This window comes from Streptomyces sp. NPDC043685 (assembly GCF_056436585.1).
Map to the genome: position 1 here is coordinate 157,766 of NZ_JBWKCH010000006.1, position 21,772 is coordinate 179,537.

Annotated in this window: 15 protein-coding genes; 11 read left to right on the forward strand and 4 right to left on the reverse strand. The window is 73.5% G+C overall.

The genetic code is table 11. The features are described from left to right. Positions 1-102 precede the first annotated feature (102 nt). The 4 genes from AC0665_RS20895 to AC0665_RS20910 form a co-directional block, all read right to left on the reverse strand. The gene (locus AC0665_RS20895; protein WP_478705536.1) at positions 103-1,449 is read right to left on the reverse strand and encodes an extracellular catalytic domain type 1 short-chain-length polyhydroxyalkanoate depolymerase; all 1,347 of its coding nucleotides are present in this window, start codon (positions 1,447-1,449) and stop codon (positions 103-105) included. A 523-nt stretch (positions 1,450-1,972) separates the two neighbouring features. Continuing rightward, entirely contained in the window at positions 1,973-4,624 is a 2,652-nt protein-coding gene (locus AC0665_RS20900) for an RICIN domain-containing protein (protein WP_478705537.1), read from the reverse strand. 227 nt (positions 4,625-4,851) lie between these two features. After that, a complete protein-coding gene (locus tag AC0665_RS20905) occupies positions 4,852-7,002 on the reverse strand; it encodes an alpha-galactosidase (RefSeq protein ID WP_478705538.1) in 2,151 nt (716 codons plus the stop codon). Between the two features lie 661 nt (positions 7,003-7,663). Further along, the gene (locus AC0665_RS20910) at positions 7,664-8,860 is read right to left on the reverse strand and encodes a hypothetical protein (RefSeq protein WP_478604413.1); all 1,197 of its coding nucleotides are present in this window, start codon (positions 8,858-8,860) and stop codon (positions 7,664-7,666) included. An 86-nt stretch (positions 8,861-8,946) separates the two neighbouring features. Here AC0665_RS20910 and AC0665_RS20915 point away from each other — a divergent pair, with 86 nt between their 5' ends. The 11 genes from AC0665_RS20915 to AC0665_RS20965 all read left to right on the forward strand — a co-directional run bounded on the left by AC0665_RS20915 (position 8,947) and on the right by AC0665_RS20965 (position 21,764). Beyond that, positions 8,947-9,924 carry an ABC transporter substrate-binding protein gene (locus tag AC0665_RS20915; protein ID WP_478604410.1) on the forward strand — a complete coding sequence of 326 codons (978 nt, stop codon included), beginning with the start codon at positions 8,947-8,949 and terminating at the stop codon, positions 9,922-9,924. A 77-nt stretch (positions 9,925-10,001) separates the two neighbouring features. Further along, positions 10,002-11,156: a FecCD family ABC transporter permease gene (locus AC0665_RS20920; protein WP_478705707.1), complete on the forward strand. Its 1,155-nt coding sequence runs from the start codon at positions 10,002-10,004 to the stop codon at positions 11,154-11,156. Beyond that, positions 11,153-12,160, forward strand: a complete 1,008-nt coding sequence (locus tag AC0665_RS20925; RefSeq protein WP_478705539.1) for a FecCD family ABC transporter permease — start codon at positions 11,153-11,155, stop codon at positions 12,158-12,160. The genes AC0665_RS20920 and AC0665_RS20925 overlap by 4 nt, the downstream gene beginning before the upstream one ends. A 20-nt stretch (positions 12,161-12,180) precedes the next feature. Then, positions 12,181-13,002, forward strand: coding sequence for an ABC transporter ATP-binding protein (locus AC0665_RS20930; RefSeq protein WP_478705540.1), 822 nt, complete (start codon positions 12,181-12,183; stop codon positions 13,000-13,002). Between the two features lie 58 nt (positions 13,003-13,060). Then, positions 13,061-13,174: a streptamidine family RiPP gene (gene amiA, locus AC0665_RS20935; RefSeq protein ID WP_240797855.1), complete on the forward strand. Its 114-nt coding sequence runs from the start codon at positions 13,061-13,063 to the stop codon at positions 13,172-13,174. Between the two features lie 90 nt (positions 13,175-13,264). Continuing rightward, a complete protein-coding gene (locus tag AC0665_RS20940; RefSeq protein ID WP_478705541.1) occupies positions 13,265-14,119 on the forward strand; it encodes a hypothetical protein in 855 nt (284 codons plus the stop codon). After that, positions 14,116-15,597 (forward strand): CocE/NonD family hydrolase, encoded by a 1,482-nt coding sequence (locus tag AC0665_RS20945; protein ID WP_478705542.1) that lies wholly within the window; start codon positions 14,116-14,118, stop codon positions 15,595-15,597. Before AC0665_RS20940 ends, AC0665_RS20945 begins: the two co-directional genes overlap by 4 nt. Then, positions 15,594-16,973 (forward strand): YcaO-like family protein, encoded by a 1,380-nt coding sequence (locus AC0665_RS20950; RefSeq protein WP_478604396.1) that lies wholly within the window; start codon positions 15,594-15,596, stop codon positions 16,971-16,973. The genes AC0665_RS20945 and AC0665_RS20950 overlap by 4 nt, the downstream gene beginning before the upstream one ends. Positions 16,974-16,984: 11 nt before the next feature. Then, positions 16,985-18,208 carry a SagB/ThcOx family dehydrogenase gene (locus AC0665_RS20955; RefSeq protein ID WP_478705543.1) on the forward strand — a complete coding sequence of 408 codons (1,224 nt, stop codon included), beginning with the start codon at positions 16,985-16,987 and terminating at the stop codon, positions 18,206-18,208. Continuing rightward, the gene (locus AC0665_RS20960) at positions 18,205-19,944 is read left to right on the forward strand and encodes an ABC transporter ATP-binding protein/permease (RefSeq protein WP_478604390.1); all 1,740 of its coding nucleotides are present in this window, start codon (positions 18,205-18,207) and stop codon (positions 19,942-19,944) included. Before AC0665_RS20955 ends, AC0665_RS20960 begins: the two co-directional genes overlap by 4 nt. Further along, positions 19,941-21,764, forward strand: a complete 1,824-nt coding sequence (locus AC0665_RS20965; protein ID WP_478705544.1) for an ABC transporter ATP-binding protein — start codon at positions 19,941-19,943, stop codon at positions 21,762-21,764. Before AC0665_RS20960 ends, AC0665_RS20965 begins: the two co-directional genes overlap by 4 nt. The last annotated feature ends 8 nt before the right edge of the window (positions 21,765-21,772 follow it).

Here is a 21,772-nt window from a genome sequence, read left to right on the forward strand (position 1 = left end):
GAGGCCCAGGGCGCGTTCCGCGAAGTGGGTCCCCGCGACCCCACAGGCCGGTTCCAGCCGTTCGCGCAGTGGTGGTGGGGCCTTCTCAGCCCAGGGCGGGTGTCAGGTGAGGCGCCACTGCTGGTTGCTGCCGCCGTTGCAGTTCCAGAGTTGGACCAGTGCGCCGCCGGCGGTGGAGGCACCGGTCACATCCAGGCACAGGCCTGACTGGACGCCGGTGATGGTGCCGTCGGAGTTGCGGTTCCACTGCTGGTGGGTGCCGCCGTTGCAGTCCCATATCGCGACTTTGGCGCCGGCCGTGGTGCCGGTCGCGTCGAGGCACTTCGCACCGCCGTAGACGGTGAGCTGCTTGGCCGACGTGCTGGTCCACTGCTGGTTGGTGCCGCCGTGGCAGTCCCAGATCTGCGCCTGGGTTCCGTTGGTCTGCGAAGAGCCGGGCACGTCCAGGCACTTGCCGGAGCCGGTGGCGTGGACCGGACCTGTGGTGGTCCCGCCGGAGCCGTCGAGTCCGAAGAATGTGATGGCCCGGGCCGCCATGCCGCTTTCGGGCAGGGAGTGCCCGACGCCCTGGAAGCTGTTCGCCTCGACCGGTGCCTGCGCGCCGGCGGAGCCGTAGCGGGTGCGGGTCCAGTTGGACTGCGGGGAGTCGGTGAAGACCGGGGTCTGGCTCACCCCGAGCACATTGGTCCACTGCTTGATCTCTTCACCGAAGTTCGCGTAGTACAGCGCTTCGTCCTCGGTGCCGTGCCACAGCTGCATCCGCGGCCGGGGGCCGGTGTACCCGGGGTAGGCGTTGCGGACGAGGTCGCCCCACTCCTGCGGGGTCTTGCTGATCTTGCCGGTGGCGCAGTCGGTGTTCCAGCCGGAGCCGTCGGTGGTGGCGAAGCAGCCGAACGGCACACCCATGAACGCCGCGCCGGCCTTGAACAGGTCGGGGTACGCGCCGAGCATGACATTGGTCGTCATCGCGCCGGACGAGGCGCCGGTGATGTAGACCCGGCCGGCGTCGGCGTTCATGTTCTGCAGGGTGTACCGGACCATCTGGGCGATGCTCGTGGGGTCACTGCCCCCGTCGTGCTTGAGCGCCTGGGGCGAGGAGACGTCGAAGCACTGCCCGCTGACGTTAGCGTCCGGGTAGACGACGATGAACCCGTGCTGGTCGGCCAGGCGGGCGAACTCCGTGTTGGAGTAGAAGGCGGGCCCCGTGCCGGTGCAGTAGTGCACCGCCACCAGCACGGCCGGGCGGGCCGGAGCGTTGTCGGGCCGGTAGACGTACATCCGCAGATTGCCGGGGTTGCTACCGAAGTTGGTCACCTCGGTAAGTGACGCGGCCGACGCGGTGGTGGCCGAGGCGCCGGTCAGTACGAGCGCCGCGATCAGCGGCGAGATCGCCATCACCAGGGCTACCAGCACATCCGTGACGCTTCTCTTCTTGGACTTCCGGGACATGATGTGTCCTTTCTGGAATCCGGCCGACCGGGGGAGAGCCAGGTGGTGAAGCGCTTCGACGGTTCCATTGACCTGGGGGTGGTGTCAATGCCTCGCGGTAAGCGAGGCAGCGTCGCTTCCATTCCTCTGTTTCAGCAGAGAATTCGCGGCAACTCAGGGTATTCAGTGAGGACTTCACCACTCGCTGAAGGCTGCCGACCCGCCTTGATCGCCGGTGGACGCGTCGTCCACGAGCTGCTGGCCCTGCCGGTCGCAGTGGATGTAGAGCGTCTCGAGAAAGAGATTGCTGAGTCCGCTTACGTTTCGAAGCGCTTCGACAATATGGTGCGAAGAAGGCCGGCATGCGAAAGGTGCTGGACGTTTCGAAACACTCACCGGCCCGACCACACCGACTTCGTGCGGGGGAGCGACAGGGAGGGGTTCCTGGCCTGGTGAGGTGACGCGGCCTGCGTCTCGGGCCAGGTCCCTCCGCCGTGGCGGGGCCGCCGGCCGTGATGGCCGCGGCCCCGCTCGGGTGTGTGGGTCAGGACGGGTCGCCGTACTGCAGGCCGCGTCCGTTGGTACCGACGTAGACACGGCCGTAGGTGTCGGGGTCGCCGGTGATGACGCCGACGCCGCCGATGGCGCCCCACTGGTGGGCGTTGTCGTTGACGCGGAGCCAGGTGGCGCCCTTGTCGGTGGAGCGGAAGACGCCGGTGACGTCCTTGACGGTGCCGATCAGGTACAGAGCCTGGTAGTTGGTGCCCGGCTTGGCCTTGCCGAAGCCGAGGGCGGAGGCGGACTGCACCGTCTTGAGGGTGGTGAAGGTGCGGCCGCCGTCGGTGGAGTGCAGCAGCCCCTTGCCGCCGCCGGCGATCCACAGGTCTCCGGCGATGCCGGGGACGGCCTTGAGCCGGCCGTCGGGCAGGCCCGTGGCGCGGGCGGTGAAGGTCGCGCCGCCGTCGGTGCTGGCGTAGAGCGTGCCGCCCGACAGCGAGTAGAAGGTCCTGGCCGAGGAGCGGTCGGCGACGACCACGGCGTCGTTGCCCAGGCCGCTGACCCTCGACCAGCTCGCCCCCTTGTCGGTGGAGCGGTAGGGGGCCTGTCCGGCCTGCGTCCAGACGAGGGTGGAGCCGTCCGCCGCGAGCGCGACATGCCCGTCCTGGGCACTGGCCACCGGCTCGGCCTTGAAGCCGTTCCAGCTGCGGCCGCCGTCGGTGGAGTAGGCGCCGTCCTGCGCGCCGCCACGACCGACACGGACCATCATCGAGGGCTTGGCCTGGGCGAAGTCGATGTCGGTGCTGTTGGTCATCATCGGGTTGCTCAGCCGCCCCGAGGGCACCTTGGTCAGGGAGTCATGGCGGAAGCCGCCCTGGTCTCCCATGGCGGTGATGACGGCGGCGCCGCCGGGAGGGGCGATCGCGTCCAGCAGCGCGGTCTCCTCCAGCCCTCGGGCGCCCATGCTCCAGTGGCTGGTGCCGCCGCTGTCGGAGGCATTGGCGTTCTTGCTGCGCAGGATGCCGTTGCCGGTGCCGTAGAGCACGTGCCCGGAGTTGAAGGGATCGATGGCCAGGGCGGTCATCCAGTGCCCGGTGTGGGTGCCGACGTACGGGGCGGCGGAGGCGTTGCGCTTGGACTTGTCGGCCAGTGCCTTCCAGGTCGTGCCGCCGTCGGTGCTGCGGTAGATCTCGTCCTCGGGCCACCAGCGGCCGAGGGTGGTGACCATCACCGTGGAGGACTTGCGCGGGTCGACGGCCAGACCGGAGAACCCGTAGGAGCCCTTCGACGGGGAGATGCTCTTCCAGGCCCCGCTCGCCGGCGTGTACTTCCACACCGAACCGCCCGTCACGCCGTTGGGACCGAGGGCGTCGGTGTACGTCAGGTACAGCGAGCCGTCGCCGGAGACGACGCCGTGCTGCGGCAGTTGGCCGGTGGGCTGCCCGGGGACGGCCTGCCAGGTGGTGCCGCCGTCGGTGGAGCGGTACAGGGAGGTGGACTTGTCCGCGACACCGACGTAGACCGTCTTGCTTCCGGCCGGGCCGTACGTCACGAAGGAGATGCCGGCGCCGCTGCCCGCCCCGTCCTTGACGGGGAACGAGGAGACCTGACTCCACGTCACGCCGTAGTCGGTGCTGCGCCACAGGCCGTTCTTGCGGGTGCCCAGCAGGAGCGTGCCGTGGTTCGCGGGGTCGATCACGAGCCGTTCGCCCGCGCCGCGCCCGTCCTCGTTGCCGCCGATCTTGAAGGGCAGATTCGTGCGCTTGAAGGTGCGGCCCCGGTCGGTGGAGCGCAGGATCGCGCCGTTGCCCGCCCACTCGTTGGTGTAGGTGCCCGCACCGAGATAGAGCCGCTTGGGGTCGACGGGGTCGGTGGCCACCGAGTCGATGCCCAGCAGGTTCCAGTCCTTCTCGCCGATCCAGTCGGTCAGCGGGATCCACTGCTCGGCCCCGGTGTCCCAGCGGTAGGCGCCGCCCATGTCGGTCCGCGCGTACAGCAGGCCCTTCTCCCGCTGGTTGAACACCAGTCCGGTGACATAACCACCGCCCACCACCTGGGCGTTCTTCCACACATACGGACCGGCCGCTGCCGTGGTCCGCGCCGTGCCCGCCCCGGCCGCCCGGGTCTCGGCCGTCTTCACCAGCTTCCACTGCTGGCCGCCGCCGCCTTGGTTCGGATACTGCGCGACCGCGGCACCCTGAGCCGTGGAACCCCCGGAGACGCCCAGGACCAGGCCGCTCCTGCGGGAGGTGAAGGTGACGGCGTCGGAACCGCTCACCTGGTCGATCCGCCACTCCTGCGAGGCGGCGGAACTGTCGGTCTGCTGCTCGGCGGCTGCCTTCTCGGCGGTCGAACCGCCCGCTATGCCCAGCACTTTGCCGCTGTTGCGGTTGACCAGCTCGTAGTAGCCGTCCCCGGTGGACCGCAGCCTCCACTGCTGGTTGGCGGTGTTCTGGTCGGTCCACTGCTGGATACGGGTGCCGTCGGCGGTGGAGAAACCGTTGACGTCCAGCACCTTGCCGCTGCGCACGGAGACCAGCCGGTAGTAGGCATCGCCGTCGACCGTCGCGGCCTGCGAGTCCTCCTGCACGAACAGGAAATACGGCACGAGAACGGCGGGCACGCCGAGCAGCAGACCGGTCGCGGTCCAGCGGCGGCGGTGACGCCCGCGGCGCCCGCCGTTCAGGGGGTTGTTCATGGGGAGGCGTTCTCCTTGCACACTGTTCAACAGAGGAAGCGGGAATCCGACGCCGTACGTGGCCGGATCCGCTTCCTTGTTGTCACAGGTTCCGCGCAGGGTTGCCGCGAGCCGGAAACTTTCTCAGATCACCTCGTGGGGCGGTAGGCGCGCCGAACAGCGTCTGGATGACGCTGTTCCAGGAGTTGCGGTGTGCTCCTCCTGGCCCACGCCGCCATCTTTTTTGATCAGCCGGCTGGAGGAAGGCTCGCGTCCGGCTCCGTGGGGGTGATGCGCAGCAGTGCCGCGGAGGGCGCGGTGGGCAGGGTCACGGTGAGGTCGGTCGTGTCCGGGTTCCAGACGGCAAGGGCCTGACTCGCGGCGGGGTACAGCACCTCGGCACGGGCCGCGCCGCCCGCCCGTTCAGGCAGCCGGAGGGTGATGGTGGCCTCGCCGCCCGAGCGGCGCCAGACGGTGAGGTAGGTCGTGGCGGGGGTGTGCAGGGCCAGGGCGATCCAGGGGTCGTCCCAGCCGGGGAGGCCGAGCGGCCAGGACGGCACGGCCCCCGGCAGGTCGGCGCGGACGGCTTTGTACACGGCGACCGCCTCGTGGACCAGGGCGCGGGCCTCGGGCCCCAGTTCCGGCAGGTTGCCGGAGAGGTGGACGCGGCCGAGGAGGGCGCTCGCCATGGTGAAGGCGACCTCGTCGAGGGAGTCCTCCGCCTGCGGATAGGCCCACACGGCGCCCTGCTCGGGGGTGACGGCGGTGGGTGCGGAGGCGGCGATGGGCGCGTAGAGCCGCAGGTTCTGCTGGTCGCTGGTGGACTGCAGTTGCAGCCGCGACAGCAGGGCGTGGTCCCAGCGCATGCCGCCCGAGGCGCAGTTCTCCACCACCAGGTGCGGATGACGGTCCAGGATGCCGTCCAGCCAGTCGAGGTGGGCGCGGTTGTGGCCGAGCAGACCGGCGCCCGGGGTCTCGCCGGGGTGGGCACTGGTGCCGGAGCCGGGGTCGATGTTGTGGTCGAGCTTGAGATAGCCGACGCCCCATTCGCCGACCAGGCGGTCCACGACCTGGTCCAGGTGGGCGCGGGCCGCCGGGTGGCGCAGGTCCAGGTGGTGCCGGCCGGTCTCCGTGAGGCGGACGCCGTCGCGGCGGAAGAACGCCTCGTCGGGCAGGGACTTGGCCATGGGGCTGTCGACGCCGATGACTTCAGGCTCCAGCCACAGGCCGGGGACCATGCCGCGCTCCCGGATGCGGTCCAGCACCTCGTGGATCCCCTTGTCGCCGGGGAAGCGGGAGGCGGCCGGTTCCCAGGCGCCGACGGTGGTCCACCAGCCGCCGTTGTCGCCGTCGTACCAGCCCGCGTCGATGACGAAGTACTCGGCGCCGGCCTCGGCCGCCGCGTCGATCAGCGGCAGCAGTTTGTCGGTGGTGGGGTCGCCCATCAGGCAGTTCATGTAGTCGTTGAAGATGACGGGCAGATGCCGGTGGTCGGCGTGCGGGCGGCGGTGGGCCCGGCGGTAGCGGGTGAGCGCGGCGAACGCGGCGTCGGGGCCACCGTCGGCGCTGAAGGACAGGGCGGCGGGTACGGTGCGGAACGCGGCGCCGGGTTCCAGGGGGTGGCGCCACCCGTGATGGGCGTCGGTGGGTCCGAACAGCGCCGCGTAGGCCGCCCGGTCGTGCTCTTGGCACTCCCAGCGCCAGCCCCCTCCGTTGTGCTCGATCTGCCACACGAAGGTGCGGCCGGTCCGCCGGTCCGTCAGCCCGCCCATGGGCAGGTGTCCACAACTGGACCAGGTGCCCTGGCCGTTCAGGGCGAAGCCGGCCTTGCCGTGCCCGTATCCCACGCGTCCGCTGACGCCGGGGGTGGTCCGGCGCATCTGCTGCCGCTGCCAGCGGCACTCGGAGAGCCAGTCGTTGTCCGCCCACAGCACGTCGACGGCGTCGACGGCCGCCGGGTCCTGCGGGGTGAGGCAGCCCACCGTGAGTGAGCTGACCGACTCCAGGTGCAGTGTGGTACGCCCTTCGTTGCGCAGGACCACTTCGCTGCGGAGCACGGGGATGCCGTCCGGCGACCGGTAGGTCACCTCTGCGGCCAACCCGGTTTCGGGGTCGTGGAGATGCACGGTCAGCGTGTGCCAGTCACCGTCGCGGGCCGCGCGGTGGGACCGGTGGCGCAGCCGCCCGCCGAGAGCGGTCCCGGTCAGACGGCTGCCCGACCAGTCACGGCCGTGACCCGCGGCCGTCACCTCAACCAGCGGCAGGGAAGCACCGGGGTCGCTGCCCGCTTCGTCGGGCAGTCCGAGATGCGTCAGGCGGGCGCTGCCGTCGTCGCCGAGGACGAACTCGAGACGCAGGGCGTCATGACCCCAGCAGAAGCTCCGCTGATCGTTCTCCATGATGTCCTTTCCAGGTCAGGGGCTGCATGGGACCGCGCAGCCACCGGGCGGCGGTTCGTGGGCTGTTGGGCCGGTGTCTCGGTGCGGGCCGTGCTCGCCGACGGACTCGACGGGGTGGCGGGCGGCGCGGTGACGCACAGGGGCAGCGCGGCGCCAGAAACGTAGTGGCCGCTGGTGCAAAGCCCCTGTTCTCGTGGATGTCCCAGGTACGCCGCCCAGGCGGACGGTCCCATGTCCGGGGGCGGCGGCCGCTCAAGTCGATGCGCTTCGACATTTCTTGTGAGACTACGACCGTGTCCTGATGGTGGCAATGGACCGCGAAGGTCACTTTTCGATAACAGGCGCGGTCGGGCGGGAGGGCGCGCACCGTCCTCCATGCGGCTTTAACCCATGTAAACAGGCCTCCTGGGAGACCTCTCAGAGAGGAACGCCGACGCCGCATGAACGCGTTCGACGGCTGGAGGACTTGTGATGGACGCATGGCTCAGTGTCATGGCGCTGTCGAAGCGCTTCGACGCTTCCCCATCGAGCGAGGGGCGAGTGTCCGAATCCTGAGGTTCCCCGCGTCGCCCAGGCGCTGCGCCCACCCCGGCCAGCCCGGGCGCGCCGCCCCCCCCTCGACCGCCCCGGACACGCGGACCCTGCCGGCCCGAACCCGTCGTCACCTGCCCACGGGATCACCCTCGGCACCGTCGCCGAGGCCGCGCAGCGTCATGTGGCCGCCGTGGTGCAGCGGAGTACCCGGTCGCAGACGGGTCACCTCGTGCCCCGTCTCCGCGTCGAAGAGGTGCACCTCGCCGTGGCCGCCCCGGCTGACGGCGATCCAGTCGGACCCCGGTGAGGCGGCCACCGCCCGGCGCTGGACGCCCTCCCAGGGGGTGCCGCCGCGACGCGGAGCACCCTGCATGGCCGGCAGGGGAACCCGGCGGACGGTGCCGTCGGACGTGCCCAGGAGGACCAGTTCATCGCCGTCGGGGTGGATGCGGGTGAAGGCGGTGTGGCGCCGGGCCAGGGCCAGCCGGAAGACGAGCCCGGGGCCGAGGTCCGTGTGAAGCGTGCGGCCCGTCTCCAGGTCGTGCCGCCACGCCTGGTTGGTCCATTCCGGCCAGCGCAGCGGGTCGGGGTCACCGCCGCGCAGCGTGCTCCACAGCGCCCGCCGGCGGGTGTCGAGCCGGAGGTACCAGCCGCGGGCAGGCGACCCCCACGGGACGACCGCCTCGTCGACGAGTACGTCACCCGCCCACCGGGCCCGGTGCACTCCCTCGCCCGTGGCCGCGAACACCTCTCCCGTGCCGGGTGCCTGCGCGTCCCCGTGGCCGTCGTCCGGCAGCGGCAGGACCGCGTGCGGTGCGACCTCGGGGCAGCCGGGCGGTGCCGCGAGGACGTCGGCGAACCGGTGGACGGCCAGCTCCCCGGGCTGTCGGTGCCGGAGCACGATCAGCGGATCGTCGCCGCCCAGCACCGTCACCCCCGGTTCGCCGACGCGGGTGCGCACCCGTGCCGTGTCCCCGGTGTGCAGGTCGAGCACGGTCAGCAGGTCCGACCACGGTTCGGCGTTCTCGCCCAGTCCGGTGGTGACGGCCAGCCGGCGACCGGACGGATCGCAGGCGAGGTGCTCGGCCGGCACGGCGACCGGGACCGCGCGTTCCACGAGCCTCTCGGCGAACGGATCGAGTACCAGCAGCTCCCCTCGACGGTCGTCGACGCAGGCCACCCGCCCGCCCGGCAGCGCCAGGAACCCGGCGTGCTCGGAGAGGTGACGGCCGGTGAGGCGTCCCACGACGGTGCCGTCCGGCACGGTCAGCACATGGACGGATCCGTCCACGTGGTCGGAGACGAGCAGGACGGGTGCGGGCATGGGTCCCTCCGAAAACCAGTTTGATGAAAACGATTATCATGTATCTTCGGTGCGTTCCCGGTATCCGAGAAAGAGCGAGGGCATCGATGCTGCGCGCACCGTCGAGATTCGTCCGTGGCTGGATCACCGCAGCGATGGTGGGGTCCATGCTGGTCGGCTGCGGCTCGTCGCCCGAGGAATCCGCGAGCGACAAGGCCGGGCCGACGGCGAGGACGGACGTCGGCGTCGAACCCATCAAGGCGTCCCTGGAGTTGACCGACACCAACGGCGTCGAGGTCTCCCTGAAGAAGGAACCCGAGCGGATCGTCTGCCTGTTCGCGCTCTGCGACGACATCCTGACCGAGCTGGGCATCGTCCCGACGGCCACCAACAGCGCGTTGCTCGCCCACCCGGACTTCCTGGGGGAGGAGAAGGCCAAGGAGGTCGACGTCATCCCCGGCGGATTCATCGCCCCGGAGGTGGAGGCGATCCTCTCCCACAAGCCCGACCTCGTGATCGGCCTCGGGGACACGCACGGCAAGCTCGCCCCGGCACTCAAGGGCGCCACGACGTTCTGGGCCATGCAGCCCGAGACGTGGGAGGACAGCGTCGGATACCTGCGCGATGTCGCCGCGCTGACCGGGCGCACCGCCGAGGGCGAGAAGGCCGAGAAGACCTTCCGGACCACACTCGCCGCCGCCGAGAAGGCCCCCAGCGACAAGACCGCCCTCATCATCTACGGCAGTGACGAGAACTTCGGCGTCGCGACCCCGGAATCCGACGTGGTCGCCGGCCTCTTCCCCAAGATCGCCCGATATCCGTGGAAGTCCCGTGGCGTGCAGGGCGGTTACAGCCTCGAAGAGATTCTCGTCCAGGACGTCGATGTGCTGTTCGTCGAGACGCTGAGCTTCGGCGACGCGGACGGCAAGCTGTCGGAGAAGCTGGCCGAGAACCCGCTCTGGGGCAAGATCCCGGCGGTGCGGAACGGCGACGTCCACGAGGTGAACTCGGAGGTGTGGGCCAAGGGCCGCGGCACCCGCTCACTCGGCATCGTCCTCGACGAGGCCACGGCCGCCCTGCGGTGAGGGCGCACCTCTCGGCACCCGCCGCACCGGGCGGACAGCGGGCCTCGCGCGGCGCGCGCAGGGGGCAGCCGCTCCTGGTGGTCGTCCTGCTGGCCGTCTCCTCGGTCTGCGCGCTCAGCCTCGGCACCCCCTATGTCCCACCGCACCGGCTGGTCGCCGCGATGCTGGACGGGGACACCACGCTCGCCGGGATCGTCGTCACGGAACTGCGCGTGCCCCGACTGGTGCTGGCACTCGTCGCCGGAGCCTGTCTGGGCGCGGCCGGGCTCGTGCTCCAGGAGGCGCTGCGCAATCCCCTGGCCGTGCCGGAGATGCTGGGTGTGTCGTCCGGTGCCGCCCTCGGGGTGGCCGCACCGCTGGTGCTGAGCCTGTCGCTGCCCGCCGCCGTCCAGCCCATGGCGGCCATCGGCGGGGCCGCGCTGGGCGGCGGTCTCACGCTCCTGGCCGCCGGGCTCGGCCGCGGTCCGTCCGCGGTGCTGCTGACCGGCGCCGCGGTGGCGGCCGCGTTACAGGCCGCACTGCTCGTCCTGATGGTCATGGCCGACCAGTTGGACCTCCAGCTCATCTACCGGTACCTGCTCGGCTCCCTGTCCGGCCGGACCTGGGACCACGTGGCGGGTCTGTGGCCGTGGCTGCTCGTCGCGGCTCCCGCGCTCGTGCTGTGCGCGCCGGTGCTGTCGGTGATGCGGCTGGGCGACGAGGACGCCGAGGCGCTGGGGGTGCGCGCGCAGCGCGCCCGGCTGGCGGCACTGGCCATCGCGGTGGTGCTGATCGCCCCGGTGACGGCCGTGTGCGGGCCCGTCGCGTGGGTGGGCTTCCTCGCCCCGCACCTGGCCCGGTGGTTCAACCCGGCGGCGGGGGCGGTGCGCTGGCTCGCGTGGTCCGCCCTCTGGGGCGCGGTCGCCGTGGCCGTCGCCGACCTCCCGGCCCGGCTGGCGCTCGCGCCCGTGGAGACACCGGCCGGTGCGTGGACGGCCTTGCTGGGGGTGCCGGCCGGCATCGCGCTGATGCGGTCGGGCGGTCGCGGTCGGGCGGCCAGGCGCCGGCCGACCGCCTCGGACGCGGTGCGCGAGCCGCTGCCCGGGCCGGGGAAGGAGGCTCCGGGTGTCGCGGCCGACCTCCCTGGTGCACGGGCGTCGGGCGACGTCGGTGCGGGCGCGCCCGGGCCCGAAGAGCTCGGCGACGGCTGCCCGCCTTCTTCCGGGGCGACCAGGACGGAGGACGTACGGTGACCCGGCGATTCGTGGCTCTCGCGGCACTGGCCGTCGTGTGCGCCGGTGTGGAGCTGGTGGCCGGGCGCGGCATGTCCCCGGGCGTGGCCTGGGACGTCCTGAACGGTGGCGGTGACGCGACGGAGCGCCACATCCTGTTCCAACTGCGCCTGCCCAGGCTGCTGGTGGCTCTCGTCACCGGTGCCTGTCTCGCCGTCGCGGGGCTGGTCCTGCAGTCCGCCCTGCGCAATCCCCTCGCCGGGCCGGAGGTGACGGGTGTGACCCCGGGGGCGGTGCTCGGAGCCGTCACCGCGACCGCCCTGGGGTTCGCCGGGTGGGACTCGCCCCTGGCCGTGGTCCTCGCCGCGTGCGCGGGCGGGTGTGCCGGAGCCGCGCTGCTGTGGCTGCTCGCCGGCCGTGGACGCGGTGACCCCGCGCAGACCGCCGTGCACGGAGTGCTGGTGTCGGCGGTGCTCGGCGGACTCACCGCCATGGTGCTCCTCGTGAAGCCGGGTGAACTCGGCAGTGTCGTCCAGTGGCTGGTGGGCACCACGGAGGGCCGGGTGTGGCAGCACTGGCACCTGTTGTGGCCGTGGGCCCTCGTCTGGGGGGTCGCGGCCTGGTCGTCGGCCGGGCCGTTGACCCTGCTGCGCTGCGGGGACGACATCGCCCTGGCCGCCGGCCTCTCGGTCCGCCCGGCCCGGACCCTGGCCCTGCTGAGCGCGGTGGCGCTGACGGCGGGTGCGGTGGCCGCCGTCGGGGCGCTGGGCTTCGTGGGACTGCTCGTTCCGCACCTGGCAGTGGCCGTCTTCGGTGCGGACCTGCGGGTGAGCCTGCCCGGCGCCGCCCTGGTGGGCGCGGTGGTGGTGTGCGGGGCGGACGCGGCGGCGCAGCTGTCCTCGCGTCTGCTGGCGGGGGCGCTGGACTCCGGACGGCTCACGCTGCCGGTCGGGGCGCTCACCGCCTGCCTCGGCGCCGCGTTGCTGCTGGTCGTCGTGCGCCGCATGCCGAGCCGTACGTTCTGACGTCGAATCGAGGACAGAGCATGACCGAGTCCGTGGGGATCCACGTCGAGGGGGTCCACTTCGGCTATCCCGGGCGACCTGTACTGCGGGGCGTCGACCTGACCGTCCGGCCGGGCGAACTGACCGCTCTCATCGGGCTGAACGGCTGCGGCAAGTCGACCTTGCTGCGGCTGGCCGCCGGGCTGCTGCATCCGGACGAGGGGCGCGTTCGCCTCGGAGGGGACGACCTCGCCCGGCTGTCCCGGCGCGCCACGGCCCGGAGGGTGGCTCTGCTGCACCAATCCGCCCCGGCGGTGCCGGGTATGACAGTGTGTCACCTCGTCCGCCAGGGGCGGTACGCGGCGCGCGGGCCGCTGGGCATGCTGCGTGAGGGCGACGACCCCGTCGTGCACCGGGCGCTGCGGGACGTCGGGGTGGAGGAGTGGGCCGACCGTGACGTCGACGCGCTGTCCGGAGGTGAGCGGCAGCGGGTCCGGCTGGCGATGGCGCTCGCCCAGGACACGCGCGTCCTGCTGCTCGACGAGCCGACCACCTACCTGGATCTGCACCACCAGCTCGGCGTGCTCCAGACGGTGGTCCGCCTGCGCCGGGAACGCGGGCTCACGGTGGTGATGGTGCTGCACGACCTCGCCCACGCGGCCCGGTTCGCCGAACGGGTCGTCGCCCTGCGCGACGGCCGTGTGGTGGCCGACGGGGCACCGGGGGAGGTGGTGACCCCGAGGTTGCTGGCGGACGTGCTGAAGGTGGCGGGACGGGTCGGCCGGGATCCCGAGGGAGGCTGGCCGGTGTGTTACCCAGATCACCCTCTCCCAGCTCTAGAATATGAAAATCAGATTCATTAACGTGTGTCCCACGGCGCTCACACGGACGCCGTAACTCCCGTATGTAAAAGGAGAGTTCATGGACAACGAGCAGATCTTCACGCCGATCGCCGACCAGGGTCAGCTGGCCCACGCCTCGGCCTCCCACTCCAACGCGCTCGTCGAGAACCCCTTCGACGACAACGAGGAGTAAGCGAGGGTCCAGCCACCCTCGACCGTGGGCCCGCCCGTTGCCTTCCGGGCGGGCCCACGCCCATCCCCACCTTTCGTCAGGAGGATCGCCGTGTCCCGCAGCCGACTCGTCCCTGGTGTCGAGGTCGTCACCGTGCCCGGGCGAGGGCTCGCCGTCCGGACCCAGGAAGGGGAGTTCCTCAGTGTCAGGACGGGGAGTGCGGACGAAGACGTTCTGCTCTCCCGGCTCACCGGCGTGACAACGGGCCCGGTGGGCGAGGAACTCGACCGTGTGGTGCGGGCGTTCGAGGAGGCAGGCCATCTGGCGGAAGGGCCGCAGGACTCGCGGTGGCCCGCGGCTCGCCGGACCGTCCGGATCCTCGGCGACCCGGTGCTGACCGAACCGCTCGCCGCGCAGCTGGCCGCCCTGGGTGCCCGGCCTCTGACGCCCGAGGTGGTCACCGCCTCGGGCGGATCACCGGTGGGCGTCGAGGACCTGCTCGACGGAGAGCCCTCCGCGGTCGTGTGGTGCCTCGACGGCCCCGTACCGGACGGGCTGTGGGACGCCGCCGACACCCTGCCCGACCACGGCGTCGCGTGGCTGCGCTGCCACCGCGAGGGCTGGCAGGCGTACGTCGAGCCGGTGGCCGCCGCTCCCGGAGACGTCACCTCGGCACACGTCCGATCCCGCCGTCTCGCCGCCACCCCCGCACACCGCGAACTGGCCGCCTACTGGAGCGGACCCCGTACGTCCGGCGCGCCGGTCCGGCTCACCCCGCCGGCCGCCACGCTGCTCGCGGCACTGCTCGCCGACGATCTCGGCCGGTGGGCCACCGGCGCCCCGGACACGGCCGGCCTCCCGGCCCGCCGCCGGCTCCGCCGCGTGGACCTGCGCACGCTGACGGTCACCGAGCACCCCGTCCTCCCGGTGCCCGAGGTCGCACCGATGCCGGAGACGGACGGATGACAACGTTCCACGCGACCGTGGAGGAACTCGCCACCGACGTGCTCCTCCCGGCCGGCGACGGCCCCTTCCCGGCCGTCCTGCTGCGCACGCCCTACGACCGGACCCGGCACCGGGCCGAGGCGCGCGGCTGGGCCCGCCGGGGTTTCGCCGCCGTCGTCCAGGACGTGCGCGGCCGGTTCGCGTCACCGGGCCGGTGGCACCCCTACGCGAACGAAGCCGCCGACGGCGCGGCGGCAGTCCGCTGGGTCCGGCGGCAGCCGTGGAGCGACGGCCGGCTGGTGGCCGTCGGCGCCTCCTACGCGGCCCACTGCGCCCTCGTCCTCGCCCTCGACGTGCCCGACGACGCCCGGCCCGACGCCGTTCTCGCGGCCGTACCCGCCCTCGGCCTGGCGGAGACGGCACGCGAGGCGTCCGGCGTGGAGCGGCTGGCGTCCCGCGCCGGATGGTGGGCCGCCCACGGTGACCGACCGGACTCGGACGAGAGGGCGCTGGACACGGCCCTCACGGCGGACCCCGGTCTCCTCACCCACCTGCCGCTCACCGGCCTCCCCGAACGACTGGGCCGCGGACTGCCGTCCTGGACCGACCTGTGGCGGCACCGCGACCGCGGACGCCTGATCGCGCGGGCGGCGCACGCCGCCGTGCCCCTGCTCGCGGTGGGCGGCCACCACGACCACTTCACCGAGGACACCGTCGCACTCTGGCACGCCTGGGGCGGCCCCTCGGCGCGGCTGCTGCTGGGCCCCTGGGGCCATGGCCTCGGTTCCACACCCGGCCCCGACGCCCGCCCGGCCCACCGGGTGAACCTCGGTGAGCTGTACGTGCGCTGGACCCGCCGCGCCCTGGCCGGTGAACTGGCCCCCGGCCGCCGTGGCTCTCAGGCGCTGGGCGCATCCGATCTGTGGCTGTCCGCCACCACGGAGGGCGAACCGCGCACCCGGCGGCCGCGGCTGCTGCACGGGGCCGCGTTCACCGCCGACCCCGGCCGGCCCGTCCGCTCCGACGATCTGACCGTCCCCGCCGACGGCCCGCCCGACCGCTGCCTGCTTCTCACCCCGCCGCTCCCGCGTCCGCTCGACCTGGTCGGCCCCGTCAGCGTGCGCCTGCGGGCCACGGCCCACACACCGTCCGCCGACTGGGCCGCTCGGCTGGTCGCCCTCACACCGCGGGGGACCGCCGAGAAACTCGCCGTCGGAGTCGTCCGGCGCGACGAACGGGCAGGCATTGAGGCCGCGTTCACCGTCGGCCTCGGCCGGATCGCACGTCGGCTGAGCGCCGGCGTCCGGCTGCGCCTGGAGATCGCCGGACACCATTTCCCGGCCCACGCCCGCAACCCCCACACCGGGGACGACCCGGTGACGGCCGGCCGGCTGCACGCCTCCCGGCGCGAGATCGACCCGGACAGCGTGGTGCTGAGCCTGCCCGTGCTCCCGTCCCGCCCCACCCCCGTCGACCCCGCCGAGGAGATCCTGAGATGACGACGCTGTCGCTGGAAGCACTCGTCGACCCCGTCTGCGGCATCGTCCGCTCGGTCGAGCCCGTCGCACACCCCGCCGGTGCCCCGCCCCGCTACACCGCCCTCACGGCCGCGATCTCCGACGCCCGCAGACACGGCCTGTGGCCCGCCGACCGGGTCTCCCTCGGCACCACCTTCGGCGACCCGGCACAAGCCCGTGTCGCCGCGATAGCCGAGGGGGTGGAGCGGTACTGCGGCAACCGCGTCCCGCCGCCCGGCCACCCCGACGCCCCCGTGCGGGCCACCGCCACCGAACTGGCAGACAAGGGCCTGCGGCTCTACGGCCCGGGTGACCTGCCCGCCTACGCCGACTGGCAGTACGCCCGGGAGAAGTTCCCCTACCGCCCCCTCACCCCCGACACCCCGGCCCTGTGGACACGCGGCACCGAACTGCTGCCCGGCCAAAGGACCACGGAGGTCTGGGCGCCCGTCGCGCTCACCCATCTCAACTGGCGCCAGGGCGAACTGCGCGAGCTGCCCCGCACCCACCACCTCAACTACGCCGGGATCGCCACCGGACAGGGCCTCGACGACGCCGTCGAACGCGGCCTGCTGGAGATCGTCGAACGCGACGCCCTGGAACTGTGGTGGCATCTGGACGGCCCGGCCCGCGGCATCGACCCGGCGAGCGTGCCCGGCCTCGCCGACGACCTCGCCGGTTCCGCGTTCGACGTCCACATCGTCGAGATGCACTCGGAGTTCGCCCCCTGCATGGCCGCGCTCGTGCACGACCCGCGCCTCGGTCTGTACGCAGCCGGGTTCGCCTGCAAGTACGACCCGGCCGAAGCCGCCCGCAAGGCCGTCCTGGAAGCCGTCCACACCTGGGTCTTCACCCAGGGCCTGACCGGCTCCGGCGGCTGGGTGTTCCAGGCCGTGGAGGCCGGACTGCTCGCCCGCGGGCTGTACCTGGACCACCGGGCCGACGGCCGTTACCTCGACGTGTGCGGCGAGCAGTTCGAGCACGTGAGGGACCTGGGCGCCCATGTGCAGGTGTGGCTGGACGAGAGGATGGCCACCGAGGCCAGGCGGTTCACCGAGCCGGCGCTCGGGACCGTCTCCCTCGACGAGGTCGAACGCGGCAGCCGGCAGCGGCTGGACCGCACGCTGCACGCGGGCGGCCACCGGGTCATGACCTTCGACCTCACCACCGAGGACGTGGCCGAGACCCCCCTGCGCGTCGCCCGGGTGCTCGTCTCCGGGCTGCTGCCCAACGCTCCGGCCGCCTTCGGCTACTTCGGCTGCCCACGCCTCGCCGAGGCCGCCGTCGCCCGAGGGTGGCGCACGAGCCCGCCGAGCGCGCCGGAGGACTTCACTCTGGCGCCTCCGCCGCACATGTGAGGGCCGCATCCGTGGAAGACCCCTGCGCAGACCGCCCGGTGGACCTCGTCACCGCCCTCGCCCGCGCCCGCTCCCCGGAGCCGCCCGGACCCGACACCCCCGCCGGGGGAGCGGTCCGGGCCTGGCCCGGACCGCCGCGCCCCCTCCCGCCGGCCGGCCCGGCCGACCTCGACCTGGGGGCCCTGCTGCGTTGCTCGCTGTCCGCGGTGGACGACTCCGGACGCCTCAGGCCCGTGTCCTCCGCCGGTGCACTGCACCCGGTGGACGCCGAACTGCATGTGGGCGCGGGCTGCTCCTTGCCGCCCGGCCGCTACGGCTACGACCCGCTGCGCCACCACGTCCATCGCCTCGGCCGGCAACCCGAGGGCACACCGCCCGGCGTGACCGCCGAACTCTCCGTCACCGCCCGGCGCACGGTCTCCCACTACGGCCACCGGGCCTGGCCGCTGCTCCTGCTGGACACCGGGCACGCCGCGGCCGCCCTGTTCCTCGCGGCCCGCGCGCTGGGCACGGACGAGCCCGAGGTGCGGCTGGACGGTCTCGCCGAGAGCCCCCTGGCCGCCGTGCACGTCCCGCCACCCGGCGGGCGGGGCGGCCCGGCGCACCAGGAGGGCGGGCGGGCCCAAGGCCCGGACGGCGGCGCCGGGTTCCCGGACCCGCCGGGAGGCACGCCCACCCCCACCGAACTGCTGGCGCGCCGCAGTACCTCACCGCCTCTGCCCGGCACCCCGCCGAAGGGCGCGCTGCTGGCGGTTCTCACCACCGCGGAACGGGCGGGCACCGGCGCGCAGCGGGAGGCCCGCTCCGCCGCCGCACGGCCGGGCGGCGGTGACCTGCGCTGGTGCGTCGCGGTGGGCCCGCCGGGCCCCGCCCTGGTGGCGCTGTCCGCCGACGGCACGACCCTGCGGCGGCACGCGGTGGGAGAGGCCCGCCCGACCCTCGCTGCCTGGGCCGCGGGCCAGGCCTGGATCGCGGACGCGGGCGCCGTCCTGCTCGCCCACGGCTGCCCCGCGGACGCCGACGCCGCGCACATCCGCCGCGTCCACCTGCGGGCCGGCTTCGCCGTCCACCTGGCCCACGTCACCGCCCTGCGCCACGGGCTGGCGGCTCGGCCCGTCGGCTCGTGGCAGCAGGCGGACCTCGGTGCCGCCCTCGGCACCACCCCGGGCCGGGACTGGGTCGTCCACGGACTGGCCCTCGGCACCCGCCACGCCGACGAGGAGAACACCACGTGATCGTCCACCCCGAGCTGCGCCGCGCCGCCGGGGGCGCCCGGCGCCCCCTGCTCGCGTCCACCGTCCTGCTGGGCGCCGTCACCCTGACCCACCTGGCGCAGGCCGTACTGCTGGCCCTCGCGCTCGCCCAGCTGGCCCGCGGCGACACCGGCCCGCTTCCGTGGCTGCTGGCCGCGGTGCTCGCCGTCGTGGCCGCCCGCGCCGGGCTCGCCCTGTGGCAGCGGCGCACCGCCACCCGTGCCGGGGCCCGGGTCAGGGTGGCCCTGCGGGACGAACTCCTCACCCACCTGGGCCGGCTGGGGCCCGCCCACCTGACCACCGCGAGGGCCGGAGCCGTCCGCACCACCCTCGTCGACGGGGTGGAGGGCGTCGACGCCTACGTCTCCCGCTACCTGCCCCAGCTGCTGATCACCCTCACCGTGCCGCCCCTGGTTCTGGCCGCCCTGGCCCTGGTCGAACCGTGGGCACTCCTCGGCCTCGTCCCCGCGCTGCTGCTGGCCCTGGCCGGTCCGCGCGCCTGGGACCGGCTCCTGGCCGCCCGCGGCAAGGAGCACTGGGACACCTACGAAGGGCTCGGCGCCGACTACCTGGAAGCACTCCAGGGCATGCCCGCCCTGCGGGCCGCCGGCGCCGTCGGGCGCACCCGAGCACGCCTGGAGGAGCGGTCCGCCGCGCTGCACCGGACGACCGTCGCCAAACTGCGGGTGTCCCTGGTCGACACCGCCATCACCGACCTCGCCATCCAGGGCGGCACCGTCGCGGCCGCGCTCCTGGCGTGCCGGTCGGCCGTCACCGGCTCCACCACGGCGACCGGCACCTATCTGGTGCTGCTGCTGGCCTCCGAGTGCTTCCGGCCGGTCCGCGACCTGGCCCGCGAATGGCACGCCGGATACCTGGGCGTGTCGGCCGCGGACGGTCTCGCTGCCCTGCGCACCGCCGAGCCGGCCGTCCCCGACACCGGAGAGGCCCCCGCCCGCTGGACGGCCCCTCCCGAAGTGCGCTTCCACGACGTCCGGTTCACCTACGACGGCACACGGGCGGCGGCCCTCGACGGCGTCTCCTTCAGCGCGCGGGCGGGACGGACGACGGCGATCGTCGGCCCTTCCGGCGCGGGCAAGTCCACGCTGCTGGCCCTGCTGCTGCGCCACCACGACCCGCAGGAGGGCAGGATCACGCTCGACGGGCGTCCCACGACCGAGTACACCCTCGACTCGCTGCGGCGGGGCATCGCCGTCGTGTCGCAGGAGACCTACCTCTTTCACGCCAGCATCGCCGCCAACCTGCGCCTGGCCCGGCCCGGCGCGACGGACGACGACCTGACCCGGGCGGCACGCGTCGCCGGAGTCCACGACGAGATAACCGCCCTCCCCGACGGCTACGACACCGTCCTCGGCGAGCGCGGCGCCACCCTCTCGGGTGGCCAGCGCCAGCGTCTCGCCCTCGCGCGCGCCCTGCTCGCGGACGCCCCGGTGCTGGTCCTCGACGAGGCCACGAGCGCGGTCGACGAGCGCCGCGAAGCGGACATCCTGCGGGACCTGATGGACGCCGCCAGCGGCCGGACCGTCCTGGTGGTCGCCCACCGCCTGGCCGCCGTCCGGCACGCCGACCGGATCGTCGTCCTCGACGAAGGACGGGTCGACGCCGTCGGGGAGCACGCCGGCCTCGTCGAGGCCGGCGGCGTCTACGCGCGGCTCGTCGACGCCGGCCGCGCCCACCGAGGAGAACTCGCCGCATGAGCACCGCCACCTCCACCGACACCACCTCCACCGACACCACCTCCACCGGCACCACCTCCACCGGCACCACCTCCACCGGCACCTCCGCCCCCTCCGGCGCGGACGTGCCCGCGCGAGGCGCGTTGCGGGCCCTCCTCCCCGCCCTCGCCGCTCACCGCGCCATGACGGCCCGCACCTGCGCCGCCGCCCTCCTCGAACAGGGCTCCCTCGTCGCGCTGCTCACCCTGGCCGCGCACACGGTGGGTACCGCCGTCATCGAAGGGCGAGCCCCCTCGGCCGCCACCGTCACCGCACTCGTCGTCCTGGTCCTCGTCCGCGCCCTGACGACCTGGCGGGAGATGGACCTCTCGCACGACCTGGCCTACCGGGTGCTGGCCGTACTGCGGGTGCGCGTCTTCGACGGACTCGCCCGCAGCGCGCCCGCCCGCATCGCGGGCCGGCGCAGCGGCGACCTCGCCGCCACGGCCATGGCCGACGTGGAGGCGCTGGAATTCTTCTACGCCCACACCACCGCCCAACTGCTGGCGTCCGCGACGGTGTTCGCCGCCGGCTCCCTGGTCCTCGCCGTGGTGGAGCCGTGGCTGCTGGCGGCCGTACTCCCGGTCGCGGCCCTGCTCGCCGCGGCGCCCTTCGCAGACGCGCGCGAGCGCGCGGCGCGCGGCGGCCGCACCCGGGCGGCCGTGGCGAGGCTGTCCGCCGACACGGTGGAGACCGTCGACGGGCTGCGCGAACTGCTCGCCTTCGGCCGGCTGACGGAACGCTGCCGCACGCTGGCGAAGCGGGGACGGCAGGTGGGTGACGCCCAGCGTGCCGAGGCCACGTGGGAGGCGGTCGCCGCGTCGGTGCGCGACCTGCTCATCGTGGCCGCCGTCCTGGGCGTGGTCACCGCTGCGGCGCAGTCCGTGACCTCCGGCCGGCTGCACGGCGCGTGGGCCCCGGCGGCGATGGCCCTGGCCCTGTCCGTCCTCGGTCCGGTCGCGGAGTCGGCCCGCGCCCTGAGCCAGGCCGTGGCACTGCGCGCGGCGGCCGCCCGCGTCGGCGCGGCCGTCACGGCCCCCGCCCTCGCCCCGCCGCCCCGCGCTCCCCGTCCCCTGCCGCCCGGCCCGTTGGGTGTCCGGCTGCACGGCGTGCGGTTCGACTACGGCGGACAGCCCGTGCTGGACGGCGTCGACCTGACCGTCCCGCCGGGCCGGACACTCGCCCTGGTCGGTGTCTCGGGAGCCGGCAAGTCGACCTGCGCCCACCTCCTGGCCCGGTTCTGGGACCCCTCCCGGGGAGCGGTCCAGCTGGTGCCCGCCCAGGGCGACCCCGTGGACATCCGGGACGTGAGCGACCCCGAACTGCGCAGGGTTGTCGTCCTCGTGGGACAGGAGACGCCCCTCTTCCACGGCACACTCGCCGAGAACCTGCGGCTCGCCGCACCCGAAGCGGACGACGACCTGCTCGCCACGGCAGCGCGCCGGTGCGGCGTCGACAGGATCGCCGCGATGGACACCCTCGTCGGGGAGCGCGGCGCGACGCTCTCGGGAGGACAGCGGGCCCGCATAGCCCTCGCCCGTGCGCTGCTGGTACGCCCGCGCGTCCTCATTCTCGACGAGTCCACCGCCCACCTGGACAACACCGGCGACGCCCAGCTCGCCGCCGCGCTGCGGGAGGAGGGCCGCACGACGATCGTCATCGCCCACCGGCCGGCCACCATCCGCCGTGCCGACCGCATCGCCGTCCTCGACAAGGGCCGCATCACGGAGGAGGGAACCTGGGAGGACCTCACCAGCCGCCCCGGCAGCGCGCTCAACCGCGTGCTCACCCGTCCCTCCTGAGCACGGGA

What these genes read in the sequence shown, in the direction of transcription:
- AC0665_RS20895 (WP_478705536.1), bottom strand. Translation starts at nt 1,449, where the DNA reads ATGTCCCGGAAGTCCAAGAAGAGAAGCGTCACGGATGTGCTGGTAGCC.
- amiA (WP_240797855.1), top strand. Translation starts at nt 13,061, where the DNA reads ATGGACAACGAGCAGATCTTCACGCCGATCGCCGACCAGGGTCAGCTG.
- AC0665_RS20930 (WP_478705540.1), top strand. Translation starts at nt 12,181, where the DNA reads ATGACCGAGTCCGTGGGGATCCACGTCGAGGGGGTCCACTTCGGCTAT.
- AC0665_RS20950 (WP_478604396.1), top strand. Translation starts at nt 15,594, where the DNA reads ATGACGACGCTGTCGCTGGAAGCACTCGTCGACCCCGTCTGCGGCATC.
- AC0665_RS20945 (WP_478705542.1), top strand. Translation starts at nt 14,116, where the DNA reads ATGACAACGTTCCACGCGACCGTGGAGGAACTCGCCACCGACGTGCTC.
- AC0665_RS20915 (WP_478604410.1), top strand. Translation starts at nt 8,947, where the DNA reads ATGCTGCGCGCACCGTCGAGATTCGTCCGTGGCTGGATCACCGCAGCG.
- AC0665_RS20905 (WP_478705538.1), bottom strand. Translation starts at nt 7,002, where the DNA reads ATGGAGAACGATCAGCGGAGCTTCTGCTGGGGTCATGACGCCCTGCGT.
- AC0665_RS20900 (WP_478705537.1), bottom strand. Translation starts at nt 4,624, where the DNA reads ATGAACAACCCCCTGAACGGCGGGCGCCGCGGGCGTCACCGCCGCCGC.
- AC0665_RS20910 (WP_478604413.1), bottom strand. Translation starts at nt 8,860, where the DNA reads ATGCCCGCACCCGTCCTGCTCGTCTCCGACCACGTGGACGGATCCGTC.
- AC0665_RS20965 (WP_478705544.1), top strand. Translation starts at nt 19,941, where the DNA reads ATGAGCACCGCCACCTCCACCGACACCACCTCCACCGACACCACCTCC.